This is a genomic window from Moorena sp. SIO3I6 (assembly GCF_010672095.1).
In genome coordinates, this window is the sequence record NZ_JAAHHU010000033.1 from 1 (window position 1) to 26,354 (window position 26,354).

Sequence of the window (26,354 nt, forward strand, 5' to 3'; positions counted from 1 at the left end):
AATTCAGGCAATGATTTACTATCAGAAATCCTTCGACAATACTGGAATCTGTATGCTCCAGGTTGCCAAAAGTCTACTCTGCCGACCACAACAATCTGTGCCAACAGTTTTTGGGATCTCAGAATCAGAACTGATATCAAATCCGGTAATCCCCTAGAAAGGGTGCATCTCAGTTTTGCAATTAGGCAAAAATTCCGGCGAAAATTCCCACACTTCCCGCGCCCCCGCCCCGCGCCCCCGCCCCACACTTCCCACACTTCCCACACTTCCCACACTTCCCACACTTCCCATCTTTTTTACAAATATGAGATGCACCCGGTATATTTACCGTCTTCAAGAAAAATTCATCAAAAATTTTTAGCTCTGTCAGGATTTTATGAAAAACTCGTGAAAGTTGTATTAGTCATTCATCCGGGATTACACAGAACACTAATTGACCAACGTCACTGCTCATAAATGAGTAATACTAAATGGTTACTTATATGGTAACGATATAAAATTATAAATGGGGAATTTGTATCCATTTTTTTTTACCACAGGTTAATTTCCGACGATTTTAAATATACCTATTACTCCGTAAAAATTTAATTGAGGGCTAAACTAGGCTTTTCTATACTAGGCACCCTTAACCAAGGCATTAGGAATCAATAATTAAAACCTAAAACCTTACTATAACCCTCAAACCAAAATTCAAAGAGTAATAAAAATTCTGACATTGCCTGAATCAAGGGCAGAGGATCCGTAGGTCTATGTACGGTAAAAACCTAGGGTGTTCATAGGATTGCGAAACTTTATACACAATTCCTACATAGTTAAAATATACTCTCTAAAAAATGACGATTTAATCGACATTATAATTCCTATTATATCATGATGCAGTCAAGGTTAAAGACTTCTTCCCAGGCAGGGTTTATCAATGAAGCTGCTGTAGTCCAGTTACCGATCCGCCTGAGCAGACTCGAAGCAATAGAATTTAAAGAAACCTGTGATCAGCTTCTCCAAAAACCTTATTGTCCTAAGCTTATCATTGCTGACTTGAGTCAGACAGGGTTTATCGATAGTAGCGGAATTGGTGCCTTAGTCAGGAATCACAAAATCACTCAGGAAAACGGGGTCTCACTAATACTAAGGGGTATAACTCCTCCAGTTATGGCTGTGTTGGTCATGACTGGGCTAGACAAAAAATTAATTCTAGACCCCTCATATAACCTGACAACAATAGCTGTCAATTGGTCAAAGGCTCAGTTACCCACAACTCACCCATCTACAAGCTCTTGGAGTAAGCGATGCTTAGACATAGTGGGGGGAATAGTAGGTTTAGGAATTACTGCCATATTATTTATTCCCATTGCGATCGCGATTAAACTCGACAGTCCTGGCCCAATCTTCTTTAGTCAAATTCGCTGTGGTTGGATGGGTAAAAGATTTCGGATCTGGAAATTCCGCTCGATGTATACTGATGCTGAAGCCCAGAAAGATAGCGTTCAAAATCAAGCTAAGGATGCCAAGATATTCAAAAACGAAAATGACCCTAGAATCACCAGGGTGGGTCGGTTTTTGCGGAAAACTAGTTTGGATGAACTACCTCAGTTCTGGAATGTCATTAAAGGTGAAATGAGTTTGGTAGGTACTAGACCACCGGTACCTAAGGAAGTGGAAATCTATGAGGTTCCCGAGTGGCAACGGTTGAATGTTAAACCGGGAATGACTGGAGAGTGGCAGGTGCATGGGCGATCGCAAGTTCGGGATTTTGCAGATATAATTAAACTGGATTTACGCTACCAAAGAAACTGGAGCTTAATGTATGACCTTAAGCTCATTATCAAAACAATTTTTATCTTGTTGTCGAAAAATAATGGAGCCGTTTAGGCTCAAAAATATCTTGGTAAAATTCCGGATACAAATTAAATATAATGGTAAATAGATTAGAGTATTCTCTAGCAATAGGTTTTCTATTAAACAAGCATGAAAGTTGCCCTAGTTCATGATTATCTAACGCAAAAGGGTGGAGCAGAACGGGTATTTGAACTGCTTTGTAAGCGCTTCCCTAGTGCTGATGTGTTCACATCCTTGTATGATGCCCAGAACACCATTGACCTAGGTGAGCGCCTAGTGCATACCACCGGACTTCAGAACATTCCAGGGTCAACGAAATACTTCAGACTCTTGGCTCCGTTTTACTATCCAGCTTTTCGAGCCTTGGATTTAGAAAATTACGATTTGATTATCAGTAGTTGTTCAAGCTTCGCAAAGGCGGTCAAGAAAAAATTAGGAGCCAAGCATGTTTGCTTTTGCCACAATGTCACCCGTTTTTTGTGGGATACGCAAACTTACCTCAAGGAGTATGGAGAATATAGAGCGTTTTCTCCTGTAATTGATAAAGTCTTCCAATTGATCAGAAAAGTAGACCTGGACTATGCCCAGGAGCCGGACATTTACATTGCTAACTCGACCACTGTCGCTCGGCGTATCCAGAATATCTATGGTAAGCCAGCCATGACGGTCAACTATCCAATTAATAGCCATAAATTTGTGTTTTCCGACCAAAAGGAAGACTTTTACCTAGTATCATCTCGTTTACTGGGTTACAAGCGTATCGATCTGATTATCGAGGCGTTTAATTGGCTAGGCTGGCCCTTATTAGTATCTGGTGATGGTCCAGAGCGAGAGCGTCTAGAATCTAAAGCTTTGGACAATATTCGATTCTTGGGATACGTCAGCGATAAACAGCGTTGTCATTTGATGGCAAAAGCTCGTGGGGTGATCGTGGCGGCTTTAGAAGATTACGGTTTAGTGCCAATCGAAGCCAACGCCAGTGGTACCCCAGTAATTGCCTACGGTGCAGGTGGTGTTTTGGATACTCAGATACCAGGGACGACAGGGGTGTTTTTTCAACGGCAAACACCGGAAGCACTCCAAGCTGCACTACTTGAGGCTAGGGAAATTCCCTGGAATTATGCCAAAATCCGAGACCATGCCCTGAGTCATTTCACTGAAGACGTTTTCTTTAACAAAGTTGGGCAAATTATTGATAAAACCGTCAGCGGGCAGCCTGTTAATTTGAGCTATTCCTTTCCCCATTCAACCAAGGTTCCCACTTTAGCTACGTGACAGGATAGTGGCTGGACTGATTTTAGATTTTAGATTTTGGATTTTGGATTTTTTCGTTGATTTCTTTGGATTTATACTGGTCGATACTCCAAAATCATCAGATCCAATCTGGTGGACTAATCAATATAGTCCTGCTCGGGTGACTGCTGATGGGTAATAGATAATATCATGTCCGGTTGACTACTTCTTTTTATACCCTTTCTCTAAAAGGGATGCAACCTATGATTGTCGGTTCATTGGTAATGGGTAATGGGTAATGGGTAATCAGGCTCCAAGTCCTAATTTCCCATTCCCAAAAGGTAGGTAAAATTTGTTGCAGGTATCCTGGATAATTTTGCTTACCAAAGATTTGTCATATTTAAATTGCAATTTAAATATTGCAATTTTTAAAGGGTTAATAGTTAATTTAAAATTAACTATTTTGAAAAAAATGATAAAACCCTAGGGAATATTAACAACGTGATTAACCGGATTTTATCTCAACCGATTACTAATCATCCCGGGACTAGTTTAGACTTGATTCACTCGACTTGATGTCAATTTAACATCCAATCCAAACTTGTCAATCATTAATCTAAAATCCCATGAAGGAACTTGATTTAAACGGAGCAGCTGAAACAGATGCAGGGTATGGCCAACTGTTGGCAGTTTTGTGGCGCAGACGCTTGTGGATTATAAGTGTACTGTTGACAAGCTTGCCGATTGCCTTCTATCTCACTCTGAAGAAAGAGCCGACTTATATCAGCTCTCTACAGCTGTTGGTGGAGCCTAATTATATAGATAAAACACGAGGAATCGAGAGTCAGTTTACTGAGTCCACTGTTGATATCGATTATGCTACTCAGTTACAGCTGATGCGTAGTTCTGAATTGATTCAACGAGCAGTGGATTTGCTTCGTGATGACTACCCAGATATCACAGTCGGTGATATTAGAGGCTCCTTAAGATTAGCTCAAGTACTGCAGGGTAAAACCGAAACTAAGGTATTTCAAGCGGTCTACACCAGCAATGACCGGATTAAAACTCAAAAAGTACTGCAAGCTATTCAAAAGGTTTATCAAGATTACAACCTAGAGCAGCAGGAAATGCGGTTGAATAAAGGTCTTGCTTTTATCAATCAGCAGTTGCCAACAGCTCGTAATAATCTTGAGCAAGCTGAGCAACGGCTAGAGCAGTTTCGCAAGAGCAAAAACCTGATTGATCCCTCACAACAAGCTCTAGCTGTCAGTCAAACTCTGAATGGGATTGAACAGGAGCGCCGAGCCATCCGCGCTCAGTACATGGAAACTCAAACTCGCTACCAGGCTGTTCAGCAAAAACTGGCTCGTTCACCGCAAAATGCCTTGACATCGTCCCGCTTGAGTCAATCTGGGCGCTATCAAAATTTGCTCAATGAAATCCAAAGAATAGAACTGGCTTTGGTGGAGCAAAGTCGGATTTATACTGAAGCTCATCCTAGTATTCAAAAATTAATTGAACAGCGTCAGAGTGTGTTTGCGCTCTTGCAGGAAGAGACTAGACGGGTTTTAGGGCAAGTTCCGACTCAACTGGTTACCACTGGAAGTAACCTCCTGACAGAAGGACAGCTCGGTGGTGTTGATATCAATCTGGTCAACGAACTGATCACCTCGCAAATTAATCTAGTGAGTCTACAAACTCGTGATCAAGCCCTGGCCAAAACAGAGGAGGAAATCCGTATCCAACTCAGGGAATTTCCAGCCCTGATTGCTCAGTACAATCGTCTACAACCGCAAGTAGCCATTCAACAAAATACTCTGCAGCAGCTACTACAAGCACGGCAGGAGTTAAGCATCGAATTGGCTCGGGGGGGATTTAACTGGCAAGTTGTAGAAGCACCTTTACCGGGCTCGAAGACCGGTCCTAATATGACCCAAGACCTATTATTGGGTGCAGTGGTTGGGTTATTTCTCGGTGGTGTGGCTGCCTTTGTGCGGGAAGCCATGGATGATGGAATTCATACCTCTGATGATCTGAAAAATCAAGTGGCTCTACCCTTGCTAGGTATGATTCCAGAATTGCCAGAGGGTAAAATCAGTAAACCTGTTCTGAATCTTAGCTTGAGCCAGTCCGAGAAAGCACTTCCGATGATGGAACTGTTGGGATGGCGACCATTTCAGGAAGCACTGGACATGATTTATGTGAATATCCAGTTGCTCAATTCTGGTTCTGAGTGGAAATCCCTGATGGTTACGTCAGCGCTGTCTGGTGAGGGCAAGTCAACTCTGGCGTTGGGTTTAGCCTTGAGTGCTGCTCGTTTACATCGACGAGTACTGCTAATTGATGTAGATATGCGCCGTCCGAGGTTGCACCAACAACTTGGCCTCTCCAATCAGGAAGGACTTTCTACTTTATTGGAAGATGATACTGCTACACCCAGCCCAGTTAGTATCTCACCTTTGGGGTCAACCATTGATGTTTTGACTGCTGGACCAACCCCAATTGACCCAGTTAAGCTGTTGGGTTCTAAACGGATGAAGAACTTAATGGCAGAGTTTCAGCAGACCTATGATCTGGTGTTGCTGGATACTCCCCCAGTGTTAGGTATGGTGGATGCACTCCAAGCAGCATCTTTGTGCCAAGGTGTGCTGATGGTAGGACGCCTAGAGCGAGTTACTCAATCTCAACTCACCCAGGCTACTGCTATACTCAGGAATTTAAACCTGATTGGAATCATTGCTAACGGGGTCAAGAGTTCTAATCAGAACTACGCTTACTATGGTTCGCGAAACAGCCATGGTGCTATTGAACCAAAGCAGCCTGTATCTGATCTTCCAGTGTCTCCACAACTAGAGCGTCAGTTAAGCAATCATGTCAAGTCTCGTTGAATTTTTTGGTTAATTGCTAATTGAAACTTGCTCATTAACAAGTTTCAAGTTTCAATTAACGAACACCTGAGAATGATACGTATTAAACCTGAGACTATCTAACCTTTGACTTTTGATTTTCGTGAAATGGAGTAACTATTGATGACGACTTCCAGAATCATACTAACAACCTCCAAAATCTCAATCCTAGATATCGATGATGAGCCAGAAGCACTCAGTTCTTTGCCTCCCTGCAAGCTCAAGTGGCGACAGAAACAGTTGTGGGTACTCCCTATCAAAAAAAATGAACAGCATTATTTACCTCCATTGCAAAGTCAGTCCTGGTTAAGTAATTGCTTGCAACGCTCGTCGGTAGGGCTGGTTTGTATCGACCCCAATCTGGGTGAAACAGGGTTAAAAGTTTGGACCAATGCCTGTGAGCAAGCGAAGAAGAAAGCTGTTCTAAGGGTACCGTTCAACTCAGAATTGTCTAGTAGGGAAAAACTATTCCGATCTCGACTAAGGCGGGTGATGGATTCGAGTTTAGCTGCTCTATTGCTACTGATTCTGAGTCCAGTGCTCCTGGGATTGATGTTGCTGATAGCGATTTTTTCACCAGGACCAGTCTTTTCTCGGCAATTGCTGGCTGGAGAACGGGGTAAGCTGTTCCAAGTGATTAAATTTCGCACTGAAGCTATACACAAAGGCAAAGTCACGTCTAAGATGACACATTTTGGAAAGTGGCTGCGTCAATATTGTCTGGATGGACTACCGCAGTTAGTGAATGTACTAAGGGGTGAGATGAGTTTAGTCGGACCACGTCCTTGGAAACTGGATGAGGTGATTCGGATGACCCAGGAGGAGCGGCGACAGCTGAGGTTGTTGCCAGGAATGATCAGGCTTCACCAAGAAGATATGCGATCGCATGTGTTCGATTCTCAAAGTACTCCAGTGCTGTAATAGCAATCCCTGTAGGAATTGTGAGAATTTTTGATGCCATATTCCCTACTCCCTACTCCCTACTCCCTACTCCCTACTCCCTGTAAAGTTAATAACTTCCTAACTTATTAAGTTATTAATTGCAATTTTCAATTTTGATTTGCCTTTGTGTTCATCCCGTACATTAGCAAACTAATTACTCTAATCAGAGTCGTGAGGAATCGTGACAGACATTAAACGAGCATTAATCACTGGCATTACCGGTCAAGATGGGTCTTATCTAGCGGAACTGCTGCTGGAAAAAGGGTACGAAGTCCATGGCATTATCCGACGCACCTCTACCTTCAACACAGATCGTATCGACCACATCTACCAAGACCCCCACAATCCCCAGACACGGTTATTTCTCCATTACGGAGACCTCACTGATGGCTTGACACTACAACGCATTCTAGAAGACGTGCAGCCGATAGAGGTGTACAACCTCGGAGCTCAGTCCCATGTGCGGGTCAGCTTTGATTCACCAGAATACACCGTCGATGCCACAGGTATGGGAACCCTGCGTTTGTTGGAAGCGGTACGGCACTATCAACAGCGGATTGGCTCTCAGGTACGCTTTTACCAGGCTGGCTCTTCTGAAATGTTTGGGCTAGTGCAGGCTGTCCCTCAGTCTGAAACTACACCGTTTTATCCCCGTAGCCCTTATGCCTGTGCAAAAGTTTACGCCCACTGGCAAACGATTAACTATCGCGAATCCTATGGGCTATTCGCCTGTAATGGTATTTTGTTTAACCACGAAAGTCCCCGGCGCGGCGAAACCTTTGTCACTCGCAAAATTACCCGTGCTTTGGCGCGCATTGTAGCTGGTCAGCAGAAGAAACTTTACCTGGGCAATCTCGATGCCAGACGGGACTGGGGCTATGCCAAGGATTATGTTCGCGCTATGTGGCTAATGCTGCAACAAGACGAACCCGATGACTATGTTGTTGCTACCGGTCAAACTCAATCAATTCGGGAGTTTCTCGATATTGCCTTTGGCTTAGTGAATTTGGATTGGCAGCAATACGTTGAAATCGATCCACGGTACTTTCGACCTGCTGAAGTAGACCTGTTGTTAGGTGATGCCACCAAGGCTAATACCATACTAGGTTGGCAACCTTCAGTGAGCTTTAAACAACTGGTTGAAATCATGGTTAATGCTGACCTTCAGGCACTAGGTATCATGCCTGTCACCTCTTGTACTCAATCCGCTGATACTGCTTTTATTCGTCAGGTTGTTACCACTGGTAATCCCTAGTAATGATATGGTCTAATCCCATTTTTAGTAATGGATTAGAGAGATAGTTAGTCGCCCTTTGGGTAATGGGTAACGGGTAATGGTTAACGGGTAATTGGGAATTGGTAATTGAGAAAAAGACTATTGCTGCTTTGAAACACTACGAGGAGAGCGCAATTCCCCATTATCCATTACCTATTAACAGACTAGTATAAGACGTTGTTGATGGATTAGCGTTGCATAAAATAAGCGATTATCCGTAGGATACGCTACGCGAACGCACTGTCTTAGAAGCAGGAATTACGCACCAAGAGCCTTAAAACCTGGTTTCTCGCTATAAATCAAAGCTCCAGAGAATTATGTGATTGCTTCCGGAGTGAATCACTCCGTTCGTGAATTAGTAGATTGTGCTTGTAGTAACGTTGGTCTTGATTATCAAGATTTTGTGGAAGTTGATCAGAGGTTTTATCGTCCAACCGAAACAGTGCCCCTTTGTGGGGATAGCTGGAAAATTCGGGATGAGCTGAATTGGAAGAGTAAAAATAAATTTCCTGATATTGTCGCGGAAATGGTGGAGAGTGATCTTAGTTTTTTTAGCTAAACTTGTTTAAGTTAAGCATACCCCCCATCAAAATAGGTCTAAATAAAACCAGTGAGTATTCTATATAGAATTGCTGAAATAAAGCTTATTGATTCTGTAATCAGATTTACAAAATCAACTAAATTGTGGCAAGACAACCACTTCATATTAAGGGAATTTAAATTCCTTAAACAAGCTGCTTTTTTTGCTATTGTTTTAACGATACTTGCTTCACTATTTGAAGGATTTGGATTAGGGTTTATCCTAAATTTTTTACAAAATCTAACCGACCCTAATGCTACCCCAATTCAGACAGGTATTAACTGGTTCGATATATCGGTACTTGGAGTAAATAGACCGTTCAATGATAGAATTTACCGGATATCTGCTCTAATTCTGATCACAACCTGGTTCCGTTCAGCCTTTATGTTTGGTGGACGCAGGTACAGCATGATAACTCAGATGAATTTGTTAGATAGGCTGCGCAAGAAGCTATTTGAGCAACTTCAACGGCTGAGTTTGGGTTACTTTTCTCATAGTCGTTCTGGAGCGCTAGTTTACAGTCTAACTACCGAACTAGAAAAAATTAATCAAGCTTTTGATGTGACAGCTTTTATGTTGACTAGAGTTTCTCTTCTAGTTGTCTATGTCACATCAATGTTCTTGCTTTCTTGGCAACTTTCCATTGCCTCATTAATGCTCTTTAGCCTGATGAGTGTTGGTCTTTCTAACTTGGTTAAAAGGGTGCGAGAGACAAGTTTTGATGTTTCAAAGGCAGGCAGTAACTTTACATCAGTTGCTGTAGAGTTTATCAATGGCATTCGCACAGTTAAGGCATTTGCAAGTCAAGAATTTGAGCGTAGACGATTCTATAACGCTAGCGAAAACGTTGCAAACATCACTATCAAATCTGCATCATTTGGGTATGCCATAGAACCGATTGGGGAAAGCTTAGCCACCACAATTCTGATCGGCATGATTATTGTAGCATTTACCATCTTCGTTCCTAATGGACAGATGCAGGCAGCTTCATTACTCACCTTCTTGTTTGTTTTGTTTCGTCTGATCCCGATTATACGTCTGATTAATAATGCCAGAGGGCGTCTTGGGGAATTCACCGGACCAATGAATAACATTAAAGAGCTGCTGAGAACTGACAACAAACCATACTTGCAGAATGGTAACGTGCAATTTTCAGGATTGCAGCGAGCCATTGAGTTTGCTTCGGTGGATTTTGGTTACGATCCCTCTAACCTAGTACTGCACGATATTACCTTAACTATCAACAAAGGAGAGACAACAGCCCTGGTCGGTGCTTCTGGTTCAGGTAAAACAACCCTTGCTGACTTAATTCCCCGATTTTATGACCCAACCGCAGGTAAAATTATCATTGATGGCACTGACTTACAAGAGTTTGACATCAACTCTGTGCGTCGTAAACTAGCTATTGTTAGTCAGGATACATTTATTTTCAACACCTCTGTTCGCAATAACATTGCTTATGGTTCAGAACAGGCAGATGACCTGGCAATTCGAGAAGCCGCAAAACTTGCCAATGCATTAGACTTCATCCTAGATTTGCCTGAAGGTTTTGACACGCAACTGGGTGATCGGGGAGTTCGATTATCTGGAGGTCAACGTCAACGGCTGGCAATTGCTCGTGCTTTACTGCGAGCACCAGAGATTCTGATCTTAGATGAGGCAACTAGTGCCTTAGATTCTGTGTCTGAGCGCCTGATTCAGGAGTCCTTAGAAAAACTTGCTGTAGGACGGACAGTAATTACCATTGCCCATCGCTTATCGACCATTGCCAAAGCTGATAAGGTAGTCGTTCTCGAACAGGGGCGAATTGTGGAGCAAGGAAAGTATCAAGAGTTACTCGAAAAGCGCGGTAAACTTTGGAAATATCACAAGATGCAGCATGAAGTTGGTCAAACAAATTAAGACTAGCTAGTAGCAATTATCAATGTCCAACTCTAGTAGTAACTATCATTGATTGCTTGTCAATATTATCGGAGTATTAACATGTTCGTAATTGTTAGAAAAACAGGTCAATTAGGCAATAGAATGATGCTATTTGCCAACTTTATGGCTTTTGCATTGGAATACAACTTCAAAGTCATAAATCCTGCCTTTGATGAATATGCAGTTTTTTTTGAGGGAACCCATAACGATTTTTTTTGTCGATACCCTGCCCAAAAATCAGTTCTTAAAGGCAATAGTCTTAAACTGAAAAGAAATTTTCATAGATTCGTTTACCATTCAACCCGCTTATTGGTTAAAGATTATACAGATTTGAAGTTCTCCAATATAAATATTTTAAGAGATACTGGAGTACACAAAGCTGTAATTTTTAATGATAAACTTGCCAAGTTTTTTAGTGAAAAAAACTTAGTATTTATTCATGGATATTGGTTTAGAAATTCTGTACTCTTTTTGAAGTATGCAGAAACAATAAGGAAGTTTTTTACGCCAATACAGCAACATACTCAAACGATAAACCAACTCGTAAGTAACCTAAAAAAATCCTGTGACATTCTGGTTGGGGTTCACATTAGACAGGGGGATTATAAAAAATTGCTAGGAGCAAAATATCTCTATACTACTGATGAATATGTCAGTTTGATGAAAAAAACAGAAGCTCTTTTCAATGGAAAAAAAGTCAAATTTTTAATATGTTCAAATGTGCCCCAGGACAGAGAGAAATTCTCAAAATTAGATTTCGCTTTTGCCAACAACCACATTGTAGAAGATATGTACTCACTTGCTCAGTGTGACTATATCATAGGTCCCCCAAGTACCTATAACATGTGGGCTGCTTTTTATGGACGGGTACCTTTGTACTGGATTGAAGATCCCAATGCTGACATATCCTTAGACAGTTTTCAAATTTATGATGTGCCACTAGATGTCGCTCCTCCAATTTCATTTGCACAGTAATTAATTCCTTATTACAACCAGAGGCAAGATAACAAGGATATGTCAAACCATCAAGAAGCGCAAGAGCCGCTAGTCAGTGTTATCATCCCCACCTATAACCGCTTGATATACCTCAAGCAAGCAGTTGAAAGCGTACTCCAGCAGACCTACAAAAATCTTGAAATTATCGTTTCTGACGATTGTAGCCCTGAGAATCCGCAAGCTATGATTGAGTCCTTTCAAGATGCTCGGATCCGATTCCGTCGGAACTCAAAGAATCTAGGAAATGGTCCCAATGTTGCTGGCGCATTTAAACAAGCTCAGGGAAAATATGTAGCAAGTCTCAATGACGATGACCTGTGGAATCCAGACTTTTTAGAAAAGCTAGTTCCTCCCCTAGAAGCGAATCCAAATGTAGTTGTAGCTTTTTGCGACCATTATATTATCGACGCAGATGGCGTAATTAATTATGCAACTACTGAAGAACATACCCGGCTTTGGAAGCGTGACCAACTTAAAGCAAAGGTATACCAGCCGTTCTGTACTATCGGACTAGTAGACCAAGCAGTGTCTCCTGCATCCTCTGCTTTGATTCGCAGGGACAAGGTTAATTGGGATGAACTGTTGTCAGTGGGGGTCTATTGGGATTACTACCTAACCTATCTAGCTTGCCGCAGTGGTGATGGCGCGTACTACTATCCAGAAAGACTGACTCGATACCGCGTGCATGAGTTATCTGAAACCCATATCAGTGGGAGTGGAAACGCCAAGGCTCAGATCCGCAAAGGCAAATCCGGTATTTTTTGCTACGAACACTTTTTAGCAGATGCTCAATTACAAAAGCATCGGAGTTACTTTACCCAGAAATTAGCACAAGCGAACACAACTCTGGGTATTGGACTGATACGGGATGGACGGTTAGCAGAAGCACGCCCCTATCTTTTTCGTGCCTTGAGTCAAAATTTCAGTCTGCGAACTGTAGCAGCTCTCATGCTCACCGTTATACCTCAACAATTAGCAAATCCTTTCGAGATATCTTCCAGAGGGGAAATTATCCAACAGACAAAAGTACATTCAAAATTACATTAATAATTTCAGTAATTACCATGACTATTTCAACACCAGAAAACGTAAAAGAAGTTCTTCATAACTCTCTAGGACAGTTAGACAAATTTGAAGAATGTATACTGCTAGACAATCCTGATCATTACAATATTGGCGACCACCTGATTTGGTTAGGCTCTGTACTCTTTTTGACAGATACCTTAAAAACGAAAATCAAGTATGCCACTGGTATTAACGGTTTCTCTGATGCCAGCCTAAAAAAAATTGATCAATGCCCCATAATCTTTAATGGAGGAGGAGCATTAGGTGATCTATATGAAGGTTTTCAAAATTTTCGAGAATCGATCATAGAAAACTATCGAGATCGACCAATTATTATTTTTCCTCAGACTATTTATTTTAAAAATCCCGAAAACATCAAAAAAGCCGCAAAAGTTTTTAACTCCCATCCTAACCTAACCCTATTTACCCGAGATCAAGTCAGCTATGAAATTGCTCTTAAAAATTTCTGGAATTGTCGGGTGATTAAAGCCCCTGATATGGCATTTCAAATGGCTGGTCTATCTACTGACTCTATCCAGCCTGCTCAAGACAATTCTAGTCTTTATCTTTCCCGAAAGGATCAAGAACTTAAGGCCACTAGTAACCTGAGTCTTTCTTCTAAGATACAAAATCTCGTATTAGAAGACTGGGTTTCAGATAGATGGACTCTAAGAACTACTAAGCAACTCTCTAAAGGTTGGTATTGGCGTATCCCAGGATTGGTCAGAATAATTCGGGAAGTTTATGAGCGAGGATTAGCAACTCCTAAAGAATGGTTATCCCGACAAAACTGGAAGTATTTTCATACTAATACTGCGAAATTTAAAACAACCCATAACTCCCAAATTAATCTAGCATCTTGGGGCCTGATGCACAGCGGCATCTATCAATTCAAAAGGCATCGTTTAATTATCACTAATCGTTTGCATGGTCATATCCTTAGTACTCTTTTAGAGATTCCTCATATCTTTCTTCCTAACTCTTATTACAAGAATGAAGCATTTTACGAAGCATGGACTTCACAAATTCCCTTCGCCCGGTTTATAAAAGAACGCTCAGAACTTGAAGTAGCTGTAGAAGAAATGTTAGAGTCCTATCCTTTATAAATAGGACTTAAGTAATAGATAGTACTTAAGTAGTATGGGGCGTTAATAACACATTCCACAGGTATAGTTACTGGGTAAGGCTTGATAGATAAAACGCGAATAAAATTCGCTAATATTTAAACCTAAGAGTCAATCATGACTAAAATTGTTTACCTAATTGCTTCTCATAGCAATCCAGACCAAATTGTCAGACTAGTCAAGAAACTTAAGACTGGTAACCCTGAGTCCCAGGTCTTAATTCACCATGATCAATCTAAGTCGAGCCTTAGCCCAACTTCTTTTGAGCATATCAACAATGTTCACATCCTGGAAGACTATGTTCCAGTTGAGTGGGCAGATTTTTCTATGGTGGAAATGGAACTTCGCTGCATCAACTGGTTAATAGATAATTCTGTGACATTTGACTGGTTAATCTTCCTCTCTGGTCAAGACTATCCCCTTCAGCCAATCAGCCAAATCGAGCAGTTCTTGCAGAACACCGAATATGACGGATTTATGGAATATTTTCCGGTACAAGAACCACCAGAAACAGCTTGGCAGTGGGGCAAAGATTTGGGCATAGAGCGCTATTTTTTTCGCTACTATAAGCTGCCAGCTAGTCTAAAGACTATAGTATATAAACTATATCGTGTTGTCAATTGGCAGCCCCTAGTCCGGATCAGGGCTGGTAAGTTTGGTGCCAGAATAGCAATCCGTTGCGTTTCAACACCTTTCACTCCAGAGTTTCAGTGCTACGCGGGTTCTCAGTGGCACACACTTTCCTATCGCTGTATTCAATATATCCATCAATTTGTTCAGCGTAACCCAGCATTTGTAGAACACTATCGAAACACACTCGTACCAGATGAGTCTTTCATCCAGAGCATCCTGCTCAACCAGTCGATGCTAAAAATAGTCAATGATAACAAACGTTATATCTCTTGGACTCCTCCCTATCCAGCCATAATGGGTGTCCAAGATTTTGAGTCAATGATTACCTCTGGTAAGCACTTTGCCCGCAAGTTCGATGACAAAGTAGATGCCAAAGTTCTCGATATGCTTGACAAACATCTTGGGTAAGATGGGAAGAATAGGGAAGAATCTACCTATAGTCATTCTGATTTCTCTAAGGTTTACAGCAAGTTTCGCCCCCCTAGCCCCCCAATTCTGGGGGTAAATTGAGTTAAAGTCCCCCAGAATTGGGGTATTTAGGGGGCTTGCAGCTGTCGTTAGTGAGGTCAATTCATCTGAAAACGGCTGTAAATTAGGATTACTAGATCAGGTAGTTAAAGACTTCTGCGAAGGATGCACTAGTCAGAGTTTTCGATAATTTTAACAGGATAGCTACTTATGAAACTCTGTATCGTTACCCACAAAGTCATGAAAAATGATGGCCAAGGTCGAGTCAACTATGAAGTCGCCAAAGAAGCCATTCGTCGCGGTCATCACGTCACCTTATTAGCCAGTAATGTCGCCCCAGAACTCCAGCAGAGTAATCAGGTAAACTGGATTTTGATTCCAGTTAAAAGGTGGCCAACAGCACTAATTCGTCATCTGGTCTTTTCCTGGCGGAGTGGCAATTGGTTAAATCAACACCGTAGTGAGCTGGACTTAGTAAAAGTTAACGGCTCCATTACCAGAGCTGGATCAGATGTGAATGCCGTACATTTTGTCCACAGTTCTTGGTTGCGATCGCCTGCCCATACCTCTCGGCTACGTCGGGATTTGTATGGTCTTTACCAGTGGCTAGTTACAACCTTGAATGCCCATTGGGAAAAAAAATCCTTCCGTCAGGCAAAAGTAGTAGTCGCAGTTTCCGGAAAGGTCAAGAAAGAATTAGTAGACATTGGTGTACCCCCTGAATCCATTCGGGTGATTGTGAATGGTGTTGACTTACAAGAATTTTATCCCGGTGTGGCTGACCGCAAACAATTGGGTCTTCCCGAGGGAGTGCCTTTAGCATTTTTTGCTGGAGACATCCGAACACCTCGGAAGAACTTGGATACAATTTTGCACGCCTTAGTCCAAGTGCCTGAGTTACACCTAGCTGTTGCTGGCATCACAGAAGGTAGTCCCTATCCTCAGCTAGCCGCAACCCTAAATGTGAGCGAACGGGTACATTTTCTCGGGTACCGACGTGACCTCCCTGAGATTATGCGGGCGGTGGATTTATTTGTTTTCCCATCCCGCTATGAAGCTTGCACACTAGTGCTCCTAGAAGCAATGGCTTCTGGCTTGCCAGTGATTACAGCAAGCACAGCCGGGGGGGCTGAATTAGTTACCCCAGCCTGCGGAGTGGTCTTGTCTGACCCCAACGATACCCAGGCTTTGGCAAAGGAGTTAAGTCTTCTGGCTACTAATCCTGAAAAAAGGAAACAGATGAGCCAAGCTGCACCAAAGATAGCCGCCCAATACAGTTGGGAAAAGATGGCACAAAGCTATGTGGATTTATGTGAAGAACTGATCAGGTAGTCTAAATTTAATGTTTCGCAAAGGGAGCAGGGACTTCGGAGCAGGGGGGAGGGAATATGGCATCAAAAATTATCAGAATTCCTAAACGGATCCCTATTGTAATTGATTGGTTTTTGTTGAATGTTGAATGTTGACTGTCAACGGCTAACAGTAGTACCGACTCTGGTCGATAAGTGGTCTTTAAGCAATTATTTTATGCTCTGGCAAGATAAAAAGGTGATAGTATAATATTTGTCTGGTAAATCAGGACTATTGAAACAATTTGTTAATTTTTTTTTAGTCAATAAATAACCCTATAGAGCCTTTTTGGGAAAATGACCGGATAGCTATTTGTTGCTGTTGAATAAAAAAATAGCACTTTTGACGAAGGAAAATTAAACAGTTCTTACGGTTATTTGATTGTAATATAATTTTCGTATAAAGGAACTACTCCTGATGCAGGACATGAAACCAGTTGCTATTTGCATTCCTACCTATAATCAAGCCCAGTACTTATGGGAGTCAGTGGGTAGCGCTTGCCGTCAAACCTATCCTAATGTGGAAGTTTGGGTGTCAGACGACGCTAGCACTGATGAAACCCCTGAGGTTATGGCACAACTATGCCAGCAGTTTCCTCAAGTACGGTACTATCGACAGCCTAAAAACCTAGGTATGGCGGCTAACAACAATTGGGTTTTGAAACAGCCAAACACTGAATTTATTGTTCGTTTGGATTCAGATGATGCCCTGTTACCCAACTATGTAGAAACGTTACTACCCCTGCTAGAGAACCATCCAGAGGCGGGTTATGCCCATAGTGCTGTGCAAGAAATTGATGAACGCAGTCACAATCGAGCTGTGCGACGTATTGCAAGACAGCACGAGTTTCAGAGCGCAGACGAATCACTACTAGCCGCAGTTTTTGGGGTAAAAGTAGCTGCCAATATCGCTATGTTTCGGGCTGAAGCGTTGCCAGCAGTTAGGTTTTATGAAGATAGTCCCGATTTTGTACAGGACTATAACATGTGGGTCAGAATGGCAGATGCGGGTTATGGAAACGTTTATGCCAATGAGATATTAGCCTGTTATCGCGTTTGGACTGATGCTAAAAATCTACGTCCTAAGCGCAAAAATATTGAATTAAAAGGATGTATTCGGGTTTTTGAAGACAGTATCTTTCCTGCTTTTAAGCGACGGGGTTGGGATACAAAGGTGATTGAGCAGCAGCGTCGTAAACTGGCCTTAAGACACACAGCATACTGTTATCGTCCACTCTTCAATGAGGTAGAACGCACCGAGCTGATTGCTTTATTGAAAGAGTTAGGAGATTCACCAGCTTTGCGATTTCGCATGTTCTTATCGAAATTGGGCTTTCGTCCTGTCTTTGAATGGACAATTTATATGGAATTACAGTTGAAAGGTATGGTAAAAGGTTGGTTAAGTACTCTACAGAGTTATTTACGGTCTCAAACAGCAGGATAGTAATCTGTTTAGAATGTAGAATGAAGAATTGAGAATTGAGAATTGAGAATTGAGAATGAAGAATTAAAAATTAAGAATTTAGAATTTAGAATTTAGAATTCTGCATTCTGCCTTCACCATTCTGCCTTCACCATTCTGCCTTCACCATTCTGCCTTCACCATTCTGCCTTCACCATTCTGCCTTCACCATTCACCATTCTTCATTCTTCATTCTTCATTCTTCATTCTTCATTCTGCATTCTTCATTCTTCATTCTTCATTCTTCATTCACCATTCTGCATTCACCATTCTGCATTCTGACAAACAACCTTTAAGCGTCTAACCTACCCTACGGGAACGCCAAAGGCGAACAACCGTCTAACCTTGGCCTATTGGCCACGCTTCGCGAACAACCTTCAACCAAATAACCTTCAACTTTCCAACCTAACTCAACCGTAGAAGAAATGAGAATCACTGTTATAGTCCCCACCTATCGCCGTCCAAAAGACCTAGAACGGTGTTTAAAGGCCCTGGAGAAGCAAACTCGACCAGCGGATGAGGTCTTGGTGATTGTACGGGATACTGATGCTGAAACTTGGGAGTTTCTTGAAGCATTCAACCCTGAGGTTTTACCCATGCGTCCTGTGAAATTAAGTATTCCGGGGCAAGTGGCCGCTCTCAACGCAGGTCTTGATGCAGCACAGGGAGATATTATTGCCATTACCGATGATGATGCTGCTCCCCGTAGCAATTGGTTAGCTTATATTGAAACTCACTTTCTGTCCGATCACCGGATCGGGGGTGTCGGTGGACGGGATTGGGTACATCTGGGTAACTACCTGGAAAATGGTGCTAAAGAACGAGTAGGTCGAGTGCAATGGTATGGAAGGGTGATTGGTAATCATCACCTGGGGGTAGGTTTACCTCGCGAGGTGGATATCCTTAAGGGAGCTAACATGAGCTATCGACGAACTGCTATATCGGGCTTGCGCTTTGATCAGCGTCTGCGAGGGACGGGAGCTCAAGTCCATAATGATCTGGGGTTTAGTCTAGCCCTAAGAAAAGCGGGTTGGAAGCTGATTTATGACCCAGGGGTAGCAGTAGACCACTATCCAGCACAGCGTTTTGATGAGGATCAGCGAGGCATAGTTTTTAGCGATACTGCCCTAATTAATGCGGCACATAATGAAACTATAGTTTTGTTAGATTACTTCCCTGTTCTACAACGGATTATATTTATAGTTTGGTCAACATTGGTCGGAACGCGAGTTCAACCGGGTTTCCTACAATGTTTGCGGTCTTTCCCCAAGGAAGGACTTTTAGCAGGACAAAAGTGGCTTGCTTCTTTGCGTGGACGTTGGCAGGGTTGGTTGAGCTGGAAAAATTGCTTAGGCTAGCAAAAGGGACTGTGGAAGGTTATTTGGTTGAAGGTTGTTCGCGAAGCGTGGCCAATAGGCCAAGGTTATTTGGTTGAAGGTTGTTCGCGAAGCGTGGCCAATAGGCCAAGGTTATTTGGTTGTTCGCCTTTGGCGTTCCCGTAGGGTAGGTTATTTGGTTGTTCGCCTTTGGCGTTCCCGTAGGGTAGGTTATTTGGTTGACTGTTGACTAAATGTGGAAAGGGAATAGCAGATCTCGGAATACGAAATATTGAAAACTGCTGTATATCTAAATATTATGTCACGATAATTATCCTTAATCAAAATCTTCTCCATCTCCCCATCTCCCCATCTCCCCATCTCCCCATCTCCCCATCTCCCCACACTCCCATTAATTATAGGTATTAAACCGGACTTGATATAATCCCTAACACCTAATGACAAAAGGAATTCCGATCAAACTAGAACCAGCCCCTGCTTGGACAGCCATCCTGTTATTTGTTGTGATTACAATACTGGGCATTATTGCTGGTGCTGGCACCATCATGCGTATTTTATTGCCTGTGGTAGGGTTTGCGGTAGGTCTTTTTCTGTATCGACGGTATCCTGTCCTCTACTTAGGTTTTATGTGGTGGCTATGGTTTCTAATGCCGTTGGTTCGTCGTTTAATTGACTATCGCAGTAACTGGGTTAATCCGAGTCCAGTATTGCTAGTAGCGCCTGTGGTGACATGGATTACTGTGGATACCTTTCTAAAATACCTTCCTAGAGCCTATAAACAGGGGGGTTTGCCTTTTATTTTGGGATTCACCAGTATTTTGTATGGCTTTATCATTGGTCTGATTAAAAGCACTCCTATTTTCGCTATTCGAGCACTGATAGACTGGTTCACCCCGATTCTTTTAGGTTTCTACTTATTTATAAATTGGCGAGATTATCCTCGCTATCGCCAAAACATTCAGCGCACATTCCTCTGGGGTGTATTGGTGATGGGAGTCTATGGCTTAGTGCAATATGTGATCGCACCGGAGTGGGATCGATTTTGGCTGATCAACGCCAGAATGTTCTCGATGGGGAATCCCGAACCGTTTGGTATTCGTTTGTGGAGCACGATGAATTCCACTGGACCGTTTGCCGCAACCATGATGGTGGGTTTGCTGTTGTTATTTAATAATAACAGTCCTTTACGTATTCCTGCTTCCATAGCTGGTTACTTGTCTTTTCTACTAACGTTGTCACGGACGATGTGGGCGAGCTGGTTCTTTGGACTGGCTTCCCTAACCAGTTCACTCAAACCCAAAATCCAGATGCGCATCATTATTTCTATCCTGGTGATGGGAATTTGTATCGTGCCGTTAACCACGATTGAGCCATTCTCGGAGGTAATTGGTAGTCGTTTGGCAACATTTTCTGACCTTGGAAATGATCACAGCGCGGAAGTTAGACAACAGATCTATGAAGAGAGTCTTGGCAAAGCTCTTTCTATGGTTCTAGGTAATGGGATTGGAAATACATTCACTATCACTGAACAAGGGGAACTCCGAAGCCTTGTGATTGACAGTGGCATTTTAGATATGTTTTTTACATTAGGCTGGTTTGGCACTCTCCCCTATGTGTCTGGATTGCTCCTGCTGGTATATAGTGTGTTCCAATATCCTGAGATTCGCCGTGATTCCTTTATGAGTGCTGCTCGTGCTATTGGTTTGAGTAATTTAATCGGGCTACCGATTGGTAGCGCCATGCTTGGTGTCGGGGGATGTTATATTTGGGGATTTTTGGGTCTAACTATGGCAGCACATAAGTATCACCAGCATCAAAATAAGCTTTCTTCGGACATGGAAAGTATTGCTGAAGTGAACACTACTAAAGAAAAGATTTATGAAAATTTTCTGATCAATGGCACTGACAGAAGAATAACAGAAGTAGGAGATGGAAAGGAACAGCGGAAGGAACACCCGGATGTTTCAACTACCAATTCCTAACTAACTTATAAACTAACTTATAGGTCAAATATGGCGGTGCTTTGCTTTTTGGGAGAGGTTTGATGCGTATACTCCATATCTTAAACCATATTAAAGAAACTGGTAATGGTATTGTCAATGTAGCGATTGACGTTGCCTGTGAGCAAGCGAAAGCGGGTCATGAGGTTGCTATTGCCTCTGCTGGCGGCGGATATGAAACATTGCTAAGCCGTTATGGCGTCACTCACTTTGAACTTGATCAGACCCGAAAACCGTTGCATCTGCTCAAGGCTGCTGGGCGTTATCGAGGGATAATCGCAGAATTTCAGCCAGATATTGTCCATGGACACATGATGACGGGAGTAGTCCTAGCTTGGTTCCTACGGGGTTCAGCAAAATATAAGCTAGTATCCCATATTCACAATGTTTACCAACGTAGCTCAGTAGTGATGGGATTGGCTGAACGGGTGATTTCTGTGAGTGATGCGGTAGCAACGTCGATGTCTAAGCGGGGTATTCCCATGGGGAAAATGCCTGTGATCAAGAATCGCACTTTAGGTAGTCCCCGATTACCGGCTTTAGATACCTGCACTCCTAAAGCTTTGGAACATCCGGCTATTGTCACGGTAGCTGGCATGAACCGACGTAAGGGAATTACTGAGTTAATTAGCGCTTTTGAGCAGGTCGCTAAGAGTTCTCCTAAGGCACATTTGTACTTAGTGGGAGATGGTCCCGACCGTCAAATGTTTGAAACTCAAGCTGCGGCATCGTCAGTTGCTGATCGTATCCACTTTGAGGGTTTTCAAAAAAATCCTCAAGCTTACATGATGGCAGCGGATGTTTTTGTCCTGGCTTCACACCGTGAGTCTTTCCCTCTGGTTTTGATGGAAGCACGACAGGTGGGTTGCCCGATTGTTGCTACTAGGGTGGATGGTGTTCCCGAAGCACTAGATTACGGTAAGGCAGGAGTGCTAGTTCCTCCGAAAAATGCGATCGCACTGGCAGATCAGATCGAGATGCTTCTGGCTAGTCCATCTGAACAGGATAGATTAAGACGTGCAGCACAGCAAAACATTGAGGAACTAACCGTCACCACTATGGTGGAGAAGATTACTACTGTTTATCATCAGCTTCTGAGATCAAGTCCGGTTGAATACCCATAATCAAAGTGTGGGGCTCGGGCAGGGGGAGATGGGGAGATGGGGAGATGGGGAGATTTTTATTAAGGGTAATTATGCGGACATCATATTACAGTCTTCAACCTTGGCCTATTGGCCACGCTTCGCGAACAACCTTCAACCGTCTAACCTTGGCCTATTGGCCACGCTTCGCGAACAACCTTCAACCGTCTAACCTTGGCCTATTGGCCACGCTTCGCGAACAACCTTCAACCGTCTAACCTTGGCCTATTGGCCACGCTTCGCGAACAACCTTCAACCTTCAACCTTCAACCATCTAACCTTGGCCTATTGGCCACGCTTCGCGAACAACCTTCAACCTTCAACCTTGGCCTATTGGCCACGCTTCGCGAACAACCTTCAACCTTCAACCATCCAACCTTCAACCTTCACCCTTGAGTCTTCAGTCTTTTAAATAGTTTCGAGTTCAGGGAAAAAACTATGTCAAGACCTATCCCCGAATGGCAATATGCTGCGATTGTTCCTGTGATCGCTGTTTTGGTAATTATTGCCCATTCTGTGATTAGCAACAATGACACTATAACTGCTGAATCCAACCCAAGCCAACGGTTAACTTACACTACCTCTTGGATCGGTAATACCTATGGTCCTGGAGGTGAGCTTCCCGGCAAGGGAAAACATGTCCAGCTATCGATTTTAGGGATGGCTGTAAGTCCCGATGGTACGGTTTATGCTAATGCTCCCTGGGATGAAGCTGGTAGAGAAGGGGGGGTTTATAAAAATGGTGATGTTCTTGGTCAACTCGATGCTACCCATGGCTGGGGACGATCGGGGGGAACTGCGATCGCAGTCAATGATAACTATATTTACATGGCGATGACACAAAAGGGTCGCTATGGCGTAGGATATCCCAATTCTGATGATAAATGGTATTGTGTTCGTCGCTATAACAGAAGTAATTATAAAGGAGCAAAGTTTAAGGGGGGTAATGGCTATGATAAGAGTATGTTGATTATCAATACCAATCAAGGTTTGATTCGGGGAATTGCAGCAGATAATAGTCGCTTATATGTTAGTGATACTCCTAACAATAAAATCAAAGTTTATGATGCCCAGACCATGAAACCGGTTAAAAAATGGTCAGTGAATCAACCGGGTAAGTTAGCATTAGATAAAACTGGATCATTGTGGGTTATCCAGAACAAGACCAATAAGATACTTAAGTTAAATATAGAAACGGGCAAAGTTCAAGGTAAAATTGAGTCGGTTCGCATCCCTACAGCTATTGTTGTGGATAATCAAAATCGCCTATTAGTAGGAGATGGTGGACCTGATAACCAGATTAAAATCTTTAAAAATCTAGACAGCAGTGGAAATCCAACTCCTGATGGAACCTTTGGTGTCAAAGGGGGAATATACAGCGGAAGTCCTCAGGAAATTGGAAAAATTAGACCCTTACATTTTAATTCCATTACCGGGATTGGAGTCGATCAGGATAATAATATTTATGTCGCCAGTGATCCCAGTCGAATTTACGCTTGGCAAGCCGGTGGATTAACCGTGGATAGCTACAAACTGGATGGCACTCTCAATTGGAAATTGCAAGGTCTCTTATTTATTGACATTCCTGATATTGATCCAGCGGATGAAACTGTTGTTCATACGAAAAATCAACAGTTTAAACTAGATTACAGTAAATCATCAGGTCAAGAATGGACTCATGTCGCCCATACCGTTAATCCCTTTAAATATCCTAATGATAAGCGAATTAATAAGACTATCAAGCATAATGCTGGTGCTATGATTCGCCGGGTTAAGGGTCGGAAGCTTATGTTTACTAATAGTATGTATACCGAGTCAGCTGGTATCCATGTTTATCGGTTTAATCCGGACACTGATGGGGAAGTTGCTATTCCCACTGCCTCATTTTGGGGAAGTCAATTGGATTATCGGTATTGGCAAGATAAAAACGGTAATGGACAAGAGGAACAGGCTGAAAAAGGTGAATATAATCAAGGACAAAACTATCGGGGTTGGGGATTTTGGCCTGATGATGACGGTAATATCTGGATAGGTACATCAAGAAACGGGATTAAAAAACTATCCCTTAAACGGTTTGATGCCTACGGCAGCCCGATTTACGATATTAACAATCAACAATCCTTTGAAATGCCAAAGGAATTTCAAATTATTCAACGACTTGAGTATCATCCGAAAACCGATACCATGTACATTGCTGGATATTCCCCGACGTTTGATAAAAGGGGTGATTGGGGATTGATTGGTAACAGAGCTGTCAAATATATCAATTGGAGTAAAGCGCCACAAAAAGCCGGTGAAGTAGTCATCGCTTACAATCAAAAATCCGAAGGAGTAAGACCAGATTTACCGAAAAGTATGGCGGTTTCGGGAGACTATTTATTTGTCGGCTATGTCGATAATAGTTTTGAAAAAGATCCGAATCGATACCCTAAAGTGCGAGTTTATGATTTTCGCACAGGTCAAGAGATTGGCAAAATAAACCCCGGCCCAGAAGTCAAATCAACCACAGGTTGGCTGGATGTCCCGATGGCCTTAAGAGTAGTGCGAAGAAAAAATGGAGAATACTTGCTATTTGCTGAAGAGGATTTTTACGCTAAAGCTTTAATGTACCGGATAAAGATAGACCCCTAAGCTAAGCTGTTGTGCATTTAAATTTTGAATGGGAGCGCTTTGGGGAGATGGGGAGATGGGGAGATGGGGTGAAGATGTGGTGGTTTTTCAGGTTTTTTCCTAATTGGAAAATAGGCAATTTAAAGGCACAGCAGCTTACCAATTTAATTGATAGCGTTGATCATACTTATCAGGTACATTCAATTTTTTTCCCGCTACTCCCTACTCCCTACTCCCTACTCCCTACTCCCTACTCCCTTTGCTTTAACAAACACTATCGAGGCTATAGTACTGTGAAAACACTTCAAATTGGTATGGGTTGGTTCCCTGAACAAGCAGGAGGACTCAACCGAGTTTATTACGATTGCACTCGTTACTTACCCCAAGCTGGTGTGGAGATGCATGGCTTAGTGGCAGGCTCAACCGCTGTATCTGAAAACTCCGGTGGTCAAGTCCAAGCCTTTGCTAGCCATAAATCCCCTCTCTGGCAACGCTGGAGCGGTATCCGACAAACGATGCATCGAGTGCTGAAGGAGGAAGACTACCCCCTAGTAGTGTCCCACTTCGCTTTATATACCTTTCCAATTCTCGATCAATTAGACAGTCGCCCAATGGTGATGCACTTCCAAGGGCCTTGGGCCTTAGAAGGGCATGTAGAAGGCAGCAATACCGTTGCGACTCGCTTAAAATGGATGCTAGAGCGGGTGACTTACAAACGGATAGCTAAGTTTATCGTACTTTCTGAGGCTTTCCGCAACACCTTGCACCAAGAGTATCATATCCCACTAGAGCGCATTCACATCATTCCTCCGGGGGTTGATACCGAGCGTTTCGACACCACCATTACACCCCAGGAGGCACGGTCAAAACTAGGCTGGTCTCAAGAGCGACCAATTATCTTAGCTGTGCGACGGTTAGCTAAACGCATGGGCTTGGAAAATTTAATTGCAGCAGTGGATCAGGTGCGTAAGCGCTATCCAGACGTGCTGCTACTGATAGCGGGTAAAGGCACACTGATGCCAACCTTGCAAGCACAGATTGAAGCATTAGGACTGACTGACCATGTCCGCTTGTTGGGTTTTGTGTCGGATCAAGATTTAGCCCTAGCTTACCGTGCTGCAAGTTTCTCAGTTGTGCCAACCGTGGCATGGGAAGGCTTTGGTCTGATTGTTATTGAGTCATTGGTGAATGGAACGCCAGTTCTAGGAACACCTGTAGATAGTATTCCAGAGATTCTACAGCCTTTTTCAGAAGACTTATTGTTTGAAGGGACTTCTGTTGATCAACTTGCTCAGGGCATGATCGAGGTATTTTCTGGTCAGCGTCAACTCCCTAGCTCTGAGGCTTGTCAAGCTTATGTTCATGAGCACTATACTTGGCCGGTGATTGCTCAACGAATTAAATCTGTTTATCAAGCTGCCATCGATTAATCAACATTTAGCTCAGATCAGTTATCAGATTAGTCTCTGAGC

At 42.8% G+C, this 26,354-nt stretch carries 22 protein-coding genes; 20 read left to right on the forward strand and 2 right to left on the reverse strand.

The window, feature by feature from the left end; translation table 11 throughout:
* Positions 1–284, reverse strand: a 284-nt coding sequence (locus F6K49_RS12150) for a hypothetical protein (RefSeq protein WP_293096912.1), incomplete at its 3' end; no start/stop codon positions are given.
* A gap of 589 nt (positions 285–873) precedes the next feature.
* Here F6K49_RS12150 and F6K49_RS12155 point away from each other — a divergent pair.
* The 14 genes from F6K49_RS12155 (at position 874) to F6K49_RS12220 (ending at position 19,151) form a co-directional block, all read left to right on the forward strand.
* On the forward strand, positions 874–1,869 hold the full coding sequence (locus F6K49_RS12155; RefSeq protein WP_293020036.1) for a sugar transferase: 996 nt from the start codon (positions 874–876) through the stop codon (positions 1,867–1,869).
* Positions 1,870–1,965: 96 nt separating this feature from the next.
* Positions 1,966–3,111 (forward strand): glycosyltransferase, encoded by a 1,146-nt coding sequence (locus F6K49_RS12160; RefSeq protein ID WP_293020021.1) that lies wholly within the window; start codon positions 1,966–1,968, stop codon positions 3,109–3,111.
* Between the two features lie 584 nt (positions 3,112–3,695).
* On the forward strand, positions 3,696–5,957 hold the full coding sequence (locus F6K49_RS12165; RefSeq protein ID WP_293020019.1) for a polysaccharide biosynthesis tyrosine autokinase: 2,262 nt from the start codon (positions 3,696–3,698) through the stop codon (positions 5,955–5,957).
* Positions 5,958–6,098: 141 nt separating this feature from the next.
* Complete coding sequence (gene hepC / locus F6K49_RS12170; RefSeq protein ID WP_293020017.1) at positions 6,099–6,896, forward strand: heterocyst development glycosyltransferase HepC; 798 nt, start codon at positions 6,099–6,101, stop codon at positions 6,894–6,896.
* A gap of 202 nt (positions 6,897–7,098) precedes the next feature.
* Positions 7,099–8,172 (forward strand): GDP-mannose 4,6-dehydratase, encoded by a 1,074-nt coding sequence (gmd, locus tag F6K49_RS12175; protein WP_293020016.1) that lies wholly within the window; start codon positions 7,099–7,101, stop codon positions 8,170–8,172.
* A 319-nt stretch (positions 8,173–8,491) separates the two neighbouring features.
* The gene (locus tag F6K49_RS12180) at positions 8,492–8,752 is read left to right on the forward strand and encodes a GDP-mannose 4,6-dehydratase (protein WP_293020034.1); all 261 of its coding nucleotides are present in this window, start codon (positions 8,492–8,494) and stop codon (positions 8,750–8,752) included.
* A 51-nt stretch (positions 8,753–8,803) separates the two neighbouring features.
* The gene (gene hepA, locus F6K49_RS12185) at positions 8,804–10,675 is read left to right on the forward strand and encodes a heterocyst formation ABC transporter subunit HepA (RefSeq protein WP_293020015.1); all 1,872 of its coding nucleotides are present in this window, start codon (positions 8,804–8,806) and stop codon (positions 10,673–10,675) included.
* Positions 10,676–10,756: 81 nt separating this feature from the next.
* Positions 10,757–11,671: an alpha-1,2-fucosyltransferase gene (locus tag F6K49_RS12190; protein WP_293020014.1), complete on the forward strand. Its 915-nt coding sequence runs from the start codon at positions 10,757–10,759 to the stop codon at positions 11,669–11,671.
* A gap of 39 nt (positions 11,672–11,710) precedes the next feature.
* A complete protein-coding gene (locus F6K49_RS12195; RefSeq protein WP_293020013.1) occupies positions 11,711–12,739 on the forward strand; it encodes a glycosyltransferase family 2 protein in 1,029 nt (342 codons plus the stop codon).
* Between the two features lie 17 nt (positions 12,740–12,756).
* Positions 12,757–13,863, forward strand: a complete 1,107-nt coding sequence (locus F6K49_RS12200) for a polysaccharide pyruvyl transferase family protein (RefSeq protein WP_293096915.1) — start codon at positions 12,757–12,759, stop codon at positions 13,861–13,863.
* Positions 13,864–13,998: 135 nt separating this feature from the next.
* A complete protein-coding gene (locus tag F6K49_RS12205; protein ID WP_293020011.1) occupies positions 13,999–14,922 on the forward strand; it encodes a beta-1,6-N-acetylglucosaminyltransferase in 924 nt (307 codons plus the stop codon).
* A gap of 270 nt (positions 14,923–15,192) precedes the next feature.
* The gene (locus F6K49_RS12210; RefSeq protein ID WP_293096918.1) at positions 15,193–16,314 is read left to right on the forward strand and encodes a glycosyltransferase family 4 protein; all 1,122 of its coding nucleotides are present in this window, start codon (positions 15,193–15,195) and stop codon (positions 16,312–16,314) included.
* Positions 16,315–16,749: 435 nt separating this feature from the next.
* Positions 16,750–17,775, forward strand: a complete 1,026-nt coding sequence (locus tag F6K49_RS12215) for a glycosyltransferase family 2 protein (protein WP_293020009.1) — start codon at positions 16,750–16,752, stop codon at positions 17,773–17,775.
* Positions 17,776–18,218: 443 nt separating this feature from the next.
* Positions 18,219–19,151 carry a glycosyltransferase family 2 protein gene (locus F6K49_RS12220; RefSeq protein WP_293020007.1) on the forward strand — a complete coding sequence of 311 codons (933 nt, stop codon included), beginning with the start codon at positions 18,219–18,221 and terminating at the stop codon, positions 19,149–19,151.
* Positions 19,152–19,340: 189 nt separating this feature from the next.
* Here the strand turns inward: F6K49_RS12220 and F6K49_RS12225 are convergent, their stop codons facing one another.
* Entirely contained in the window at positions 19,341–19,514 is a 174-nt protein-coding gene (locus tag F6K49_RS12225) for a hypothetical protein (RefSeq protein WP_293020006.1), read from the reverse strand.
* Positions 19,515–19,567: 53 nt separating this feature from the next.
* Here F6K49_RS12225 and F6K49_RS12230 point away from each other — a divergent pair, with 53 nt between their 5' ends.
* The 6 genes from F6K49_RS12230 (at position 19,568) to F6K49_RS12255 (ending at position 26,312) form a co-directional block, all read left to right on the forward strand.
* Complete coding sequence (locus F6K49_RS12230; protein WP_293020004.1) at positions 19,568–21,112, forward strand: O-antigen ligase domain-containing protein; 1,545 nt, start codon at positions 19,568–19,570, stop codon at positions 21,110–21,112.
* Between the two features lie 62 nt (positions 21,113–21,174).
* Positions 21,175–22,254, forward strand: coding sequence for a glycosyltransferase (locus tag F6K49_RS12235; protein ID WP_293096921.1), 1,080 nt, complete (start codon positions 21,175–21,177; stop codon positions 22,252–22,254).
* Between the two features lie 44 nt (positions 22,255–22,298).
* Positions 22,299–22,490 carry a hypothetical protein gene (locus F6K49_RS12240; RefSeq protein WP_293068243.1) on the forward strand — a complete coding sequence of 64 codons (192 nt, stop codon included), beginning with the start codon at positions 22,299–22,301 and terminating at the stop codon, positions 22,488–22,490.
* Between the two features lie 2 nt (positions 22,491–22,492).
* On the forward strand, positions 22,493–22,684 hold the full coding sequence (locus tag F6K49_RS12245; RefSeq protein WP_293068246.1) for a hypothetical protein: 192 nt from the start codon (positions 22,493–22,495) through the stop codon (positions 22,682–22,684).
* 26 nt (positions 22,685–22,710) lie between these two features.
* The gene (locus F6K49_RS12250; RefSeq protein WP_293019996.1) at positions 22,711–24,903 is read left to right on the forward strand and encodes a hypothetical protein; all 2,193 of its coding nucleotides are present in this window, start codon (positions 22,711–22,713) and stop codon (positions 24,901–24,903) included.
* A gap of 47 nt (positions 24,904–24,950) precedes the next feature.
* On the forward strand, positions 24,951–26,312 hold the full coding sequence (locus F6K49_RS12255; protein WP_293019994.1) for a glycosyltransferase family 4 protein: 1,362 nt from the start codon (positions 24,951–24,953) through the stop codon (positions 26,310–26,312).
* The last annotated feature ends 42 nt before the right edge of the window (positions 26,313–26,354 follow it).

What these genes read in the sequence shown, in the direction of transcription:
- F6K49_RS12160 (WP_293020021.1), top strand. Translation starts at nt 1,966, where the DNA reads ATGAAAGTTGCCCTAGTTCATGATTATCTAACGCAAAAGGGTGGAGCA.
- F6K49_RS12190 (WP_293020014.1), top strand. Translation starts at nt 10,757, where the DNA reads ATGTTCGTAATTGTTAGAAAAACAGGTCAATTAGGCAATAGAATGATG.
- F6K49_RS12220 (WP_293020007.1), top strand. Translation starts at nt 18,219, where the DNA reads ATGAGAATCACTGTTATAGTCCCCACCTATCGCCGTCCAAAAGACCTA.
- F6K49_RS12155 (WP_293020036.1), top strand. Translation starts at nt 874, where the DNA reads ATGCAGTCAAGGTTAAAGACTTCTTCCCAGGCAGGGTTTATCAATGAA.
- F6K49_RS12255 (WP_293019994.1), top strand. Translation starts at nt 24,951, where the DNA reads ATGGGGAGATGGGGAGATGGGGTGAAGATGTGGTGGTTTTTCAGGTTT.
- F6K49_RS12215 (WP_293020009.1), top strand. Translation starts at nt 16,750, where the DNA reads ATGCAGGACATGAAACCAGTTGCTATTTGCATTCCTACCTATAATCAA.
- hepC (WP_293020017.1), top strand. Translation starts at nt 6,099, where the DNA reads ATGACGACTTCCAGAATCATACTAACAACCTCCAAAATCTCAATCCTA.
- F6K49_RS12210 (WP_293096918.1), top strand. Translation starts at nt 15,193, where the DNA reads ATGAAACTCTGTATCGTTACCCACAAAGTCATGAAAAATGATGGCCAA.
- F6K49_RS12195 (WP_293020013.1), top strand. Translation starts at nt 11,711, where the DNA reads ATGTCAAACCATCAAGAAGCGCAAGAGCCGCTAGTCAGTGTTATCATC.
- F6K49_RS12240 (WP_293068243.1), top strand. Translation starts at nt 22,299, where the DNA reads ATGGGGAGATTTTTATTAAGGGTAATTATGCGGACATCATATTACAGT.
- F6K49_RS12250 (WP_293019996.1), top strand. Translation starts at nt 22,711, where the DNA reads ATGTCAAGACCTATCCCCGAATGGCAATATGCTGCGATTGTTCCTGTG.
- F6K49_RS12235 (WP_293096921.1), top strand. Translation starts at nt 21,175, where the DNA reads ATGCGTATACTCCATATCTTAAACCATATTAAAGAAACTGGTAATGGT.
- F6K49_RS12200 (WP_293096915.1), top strand. Translation starts at nt 12,757, where the DNA reads ATGACTATTTCAACACCAGAAAACGTAAAAGAAGTTCTTCATAACTCT.
- F6K49_RS12230 (WP_293020004.1), top strand. Translation starts at nt 19,568, where the DNA reads ATGACAAAAGGAATTCCGATCAAACTAGAACCAGCCCCTGCTTGGACA.
- F6K49_RS12165 (WP_293020019.1), top strand. Translation starts at nt 3,696, where the DNA reads ATGAAGGAACTTGATTTAAACGGAGCAGCTGAAACAGATGCAGGGTAT.
- F6K49_RS12205 (WP_293020011.1), top strand. Translation starts at nt 13,999, where the DNA reads ATGACTAAAATTGTTTACCTAATTGCTTCTCATAGCAATCCAGACCAA.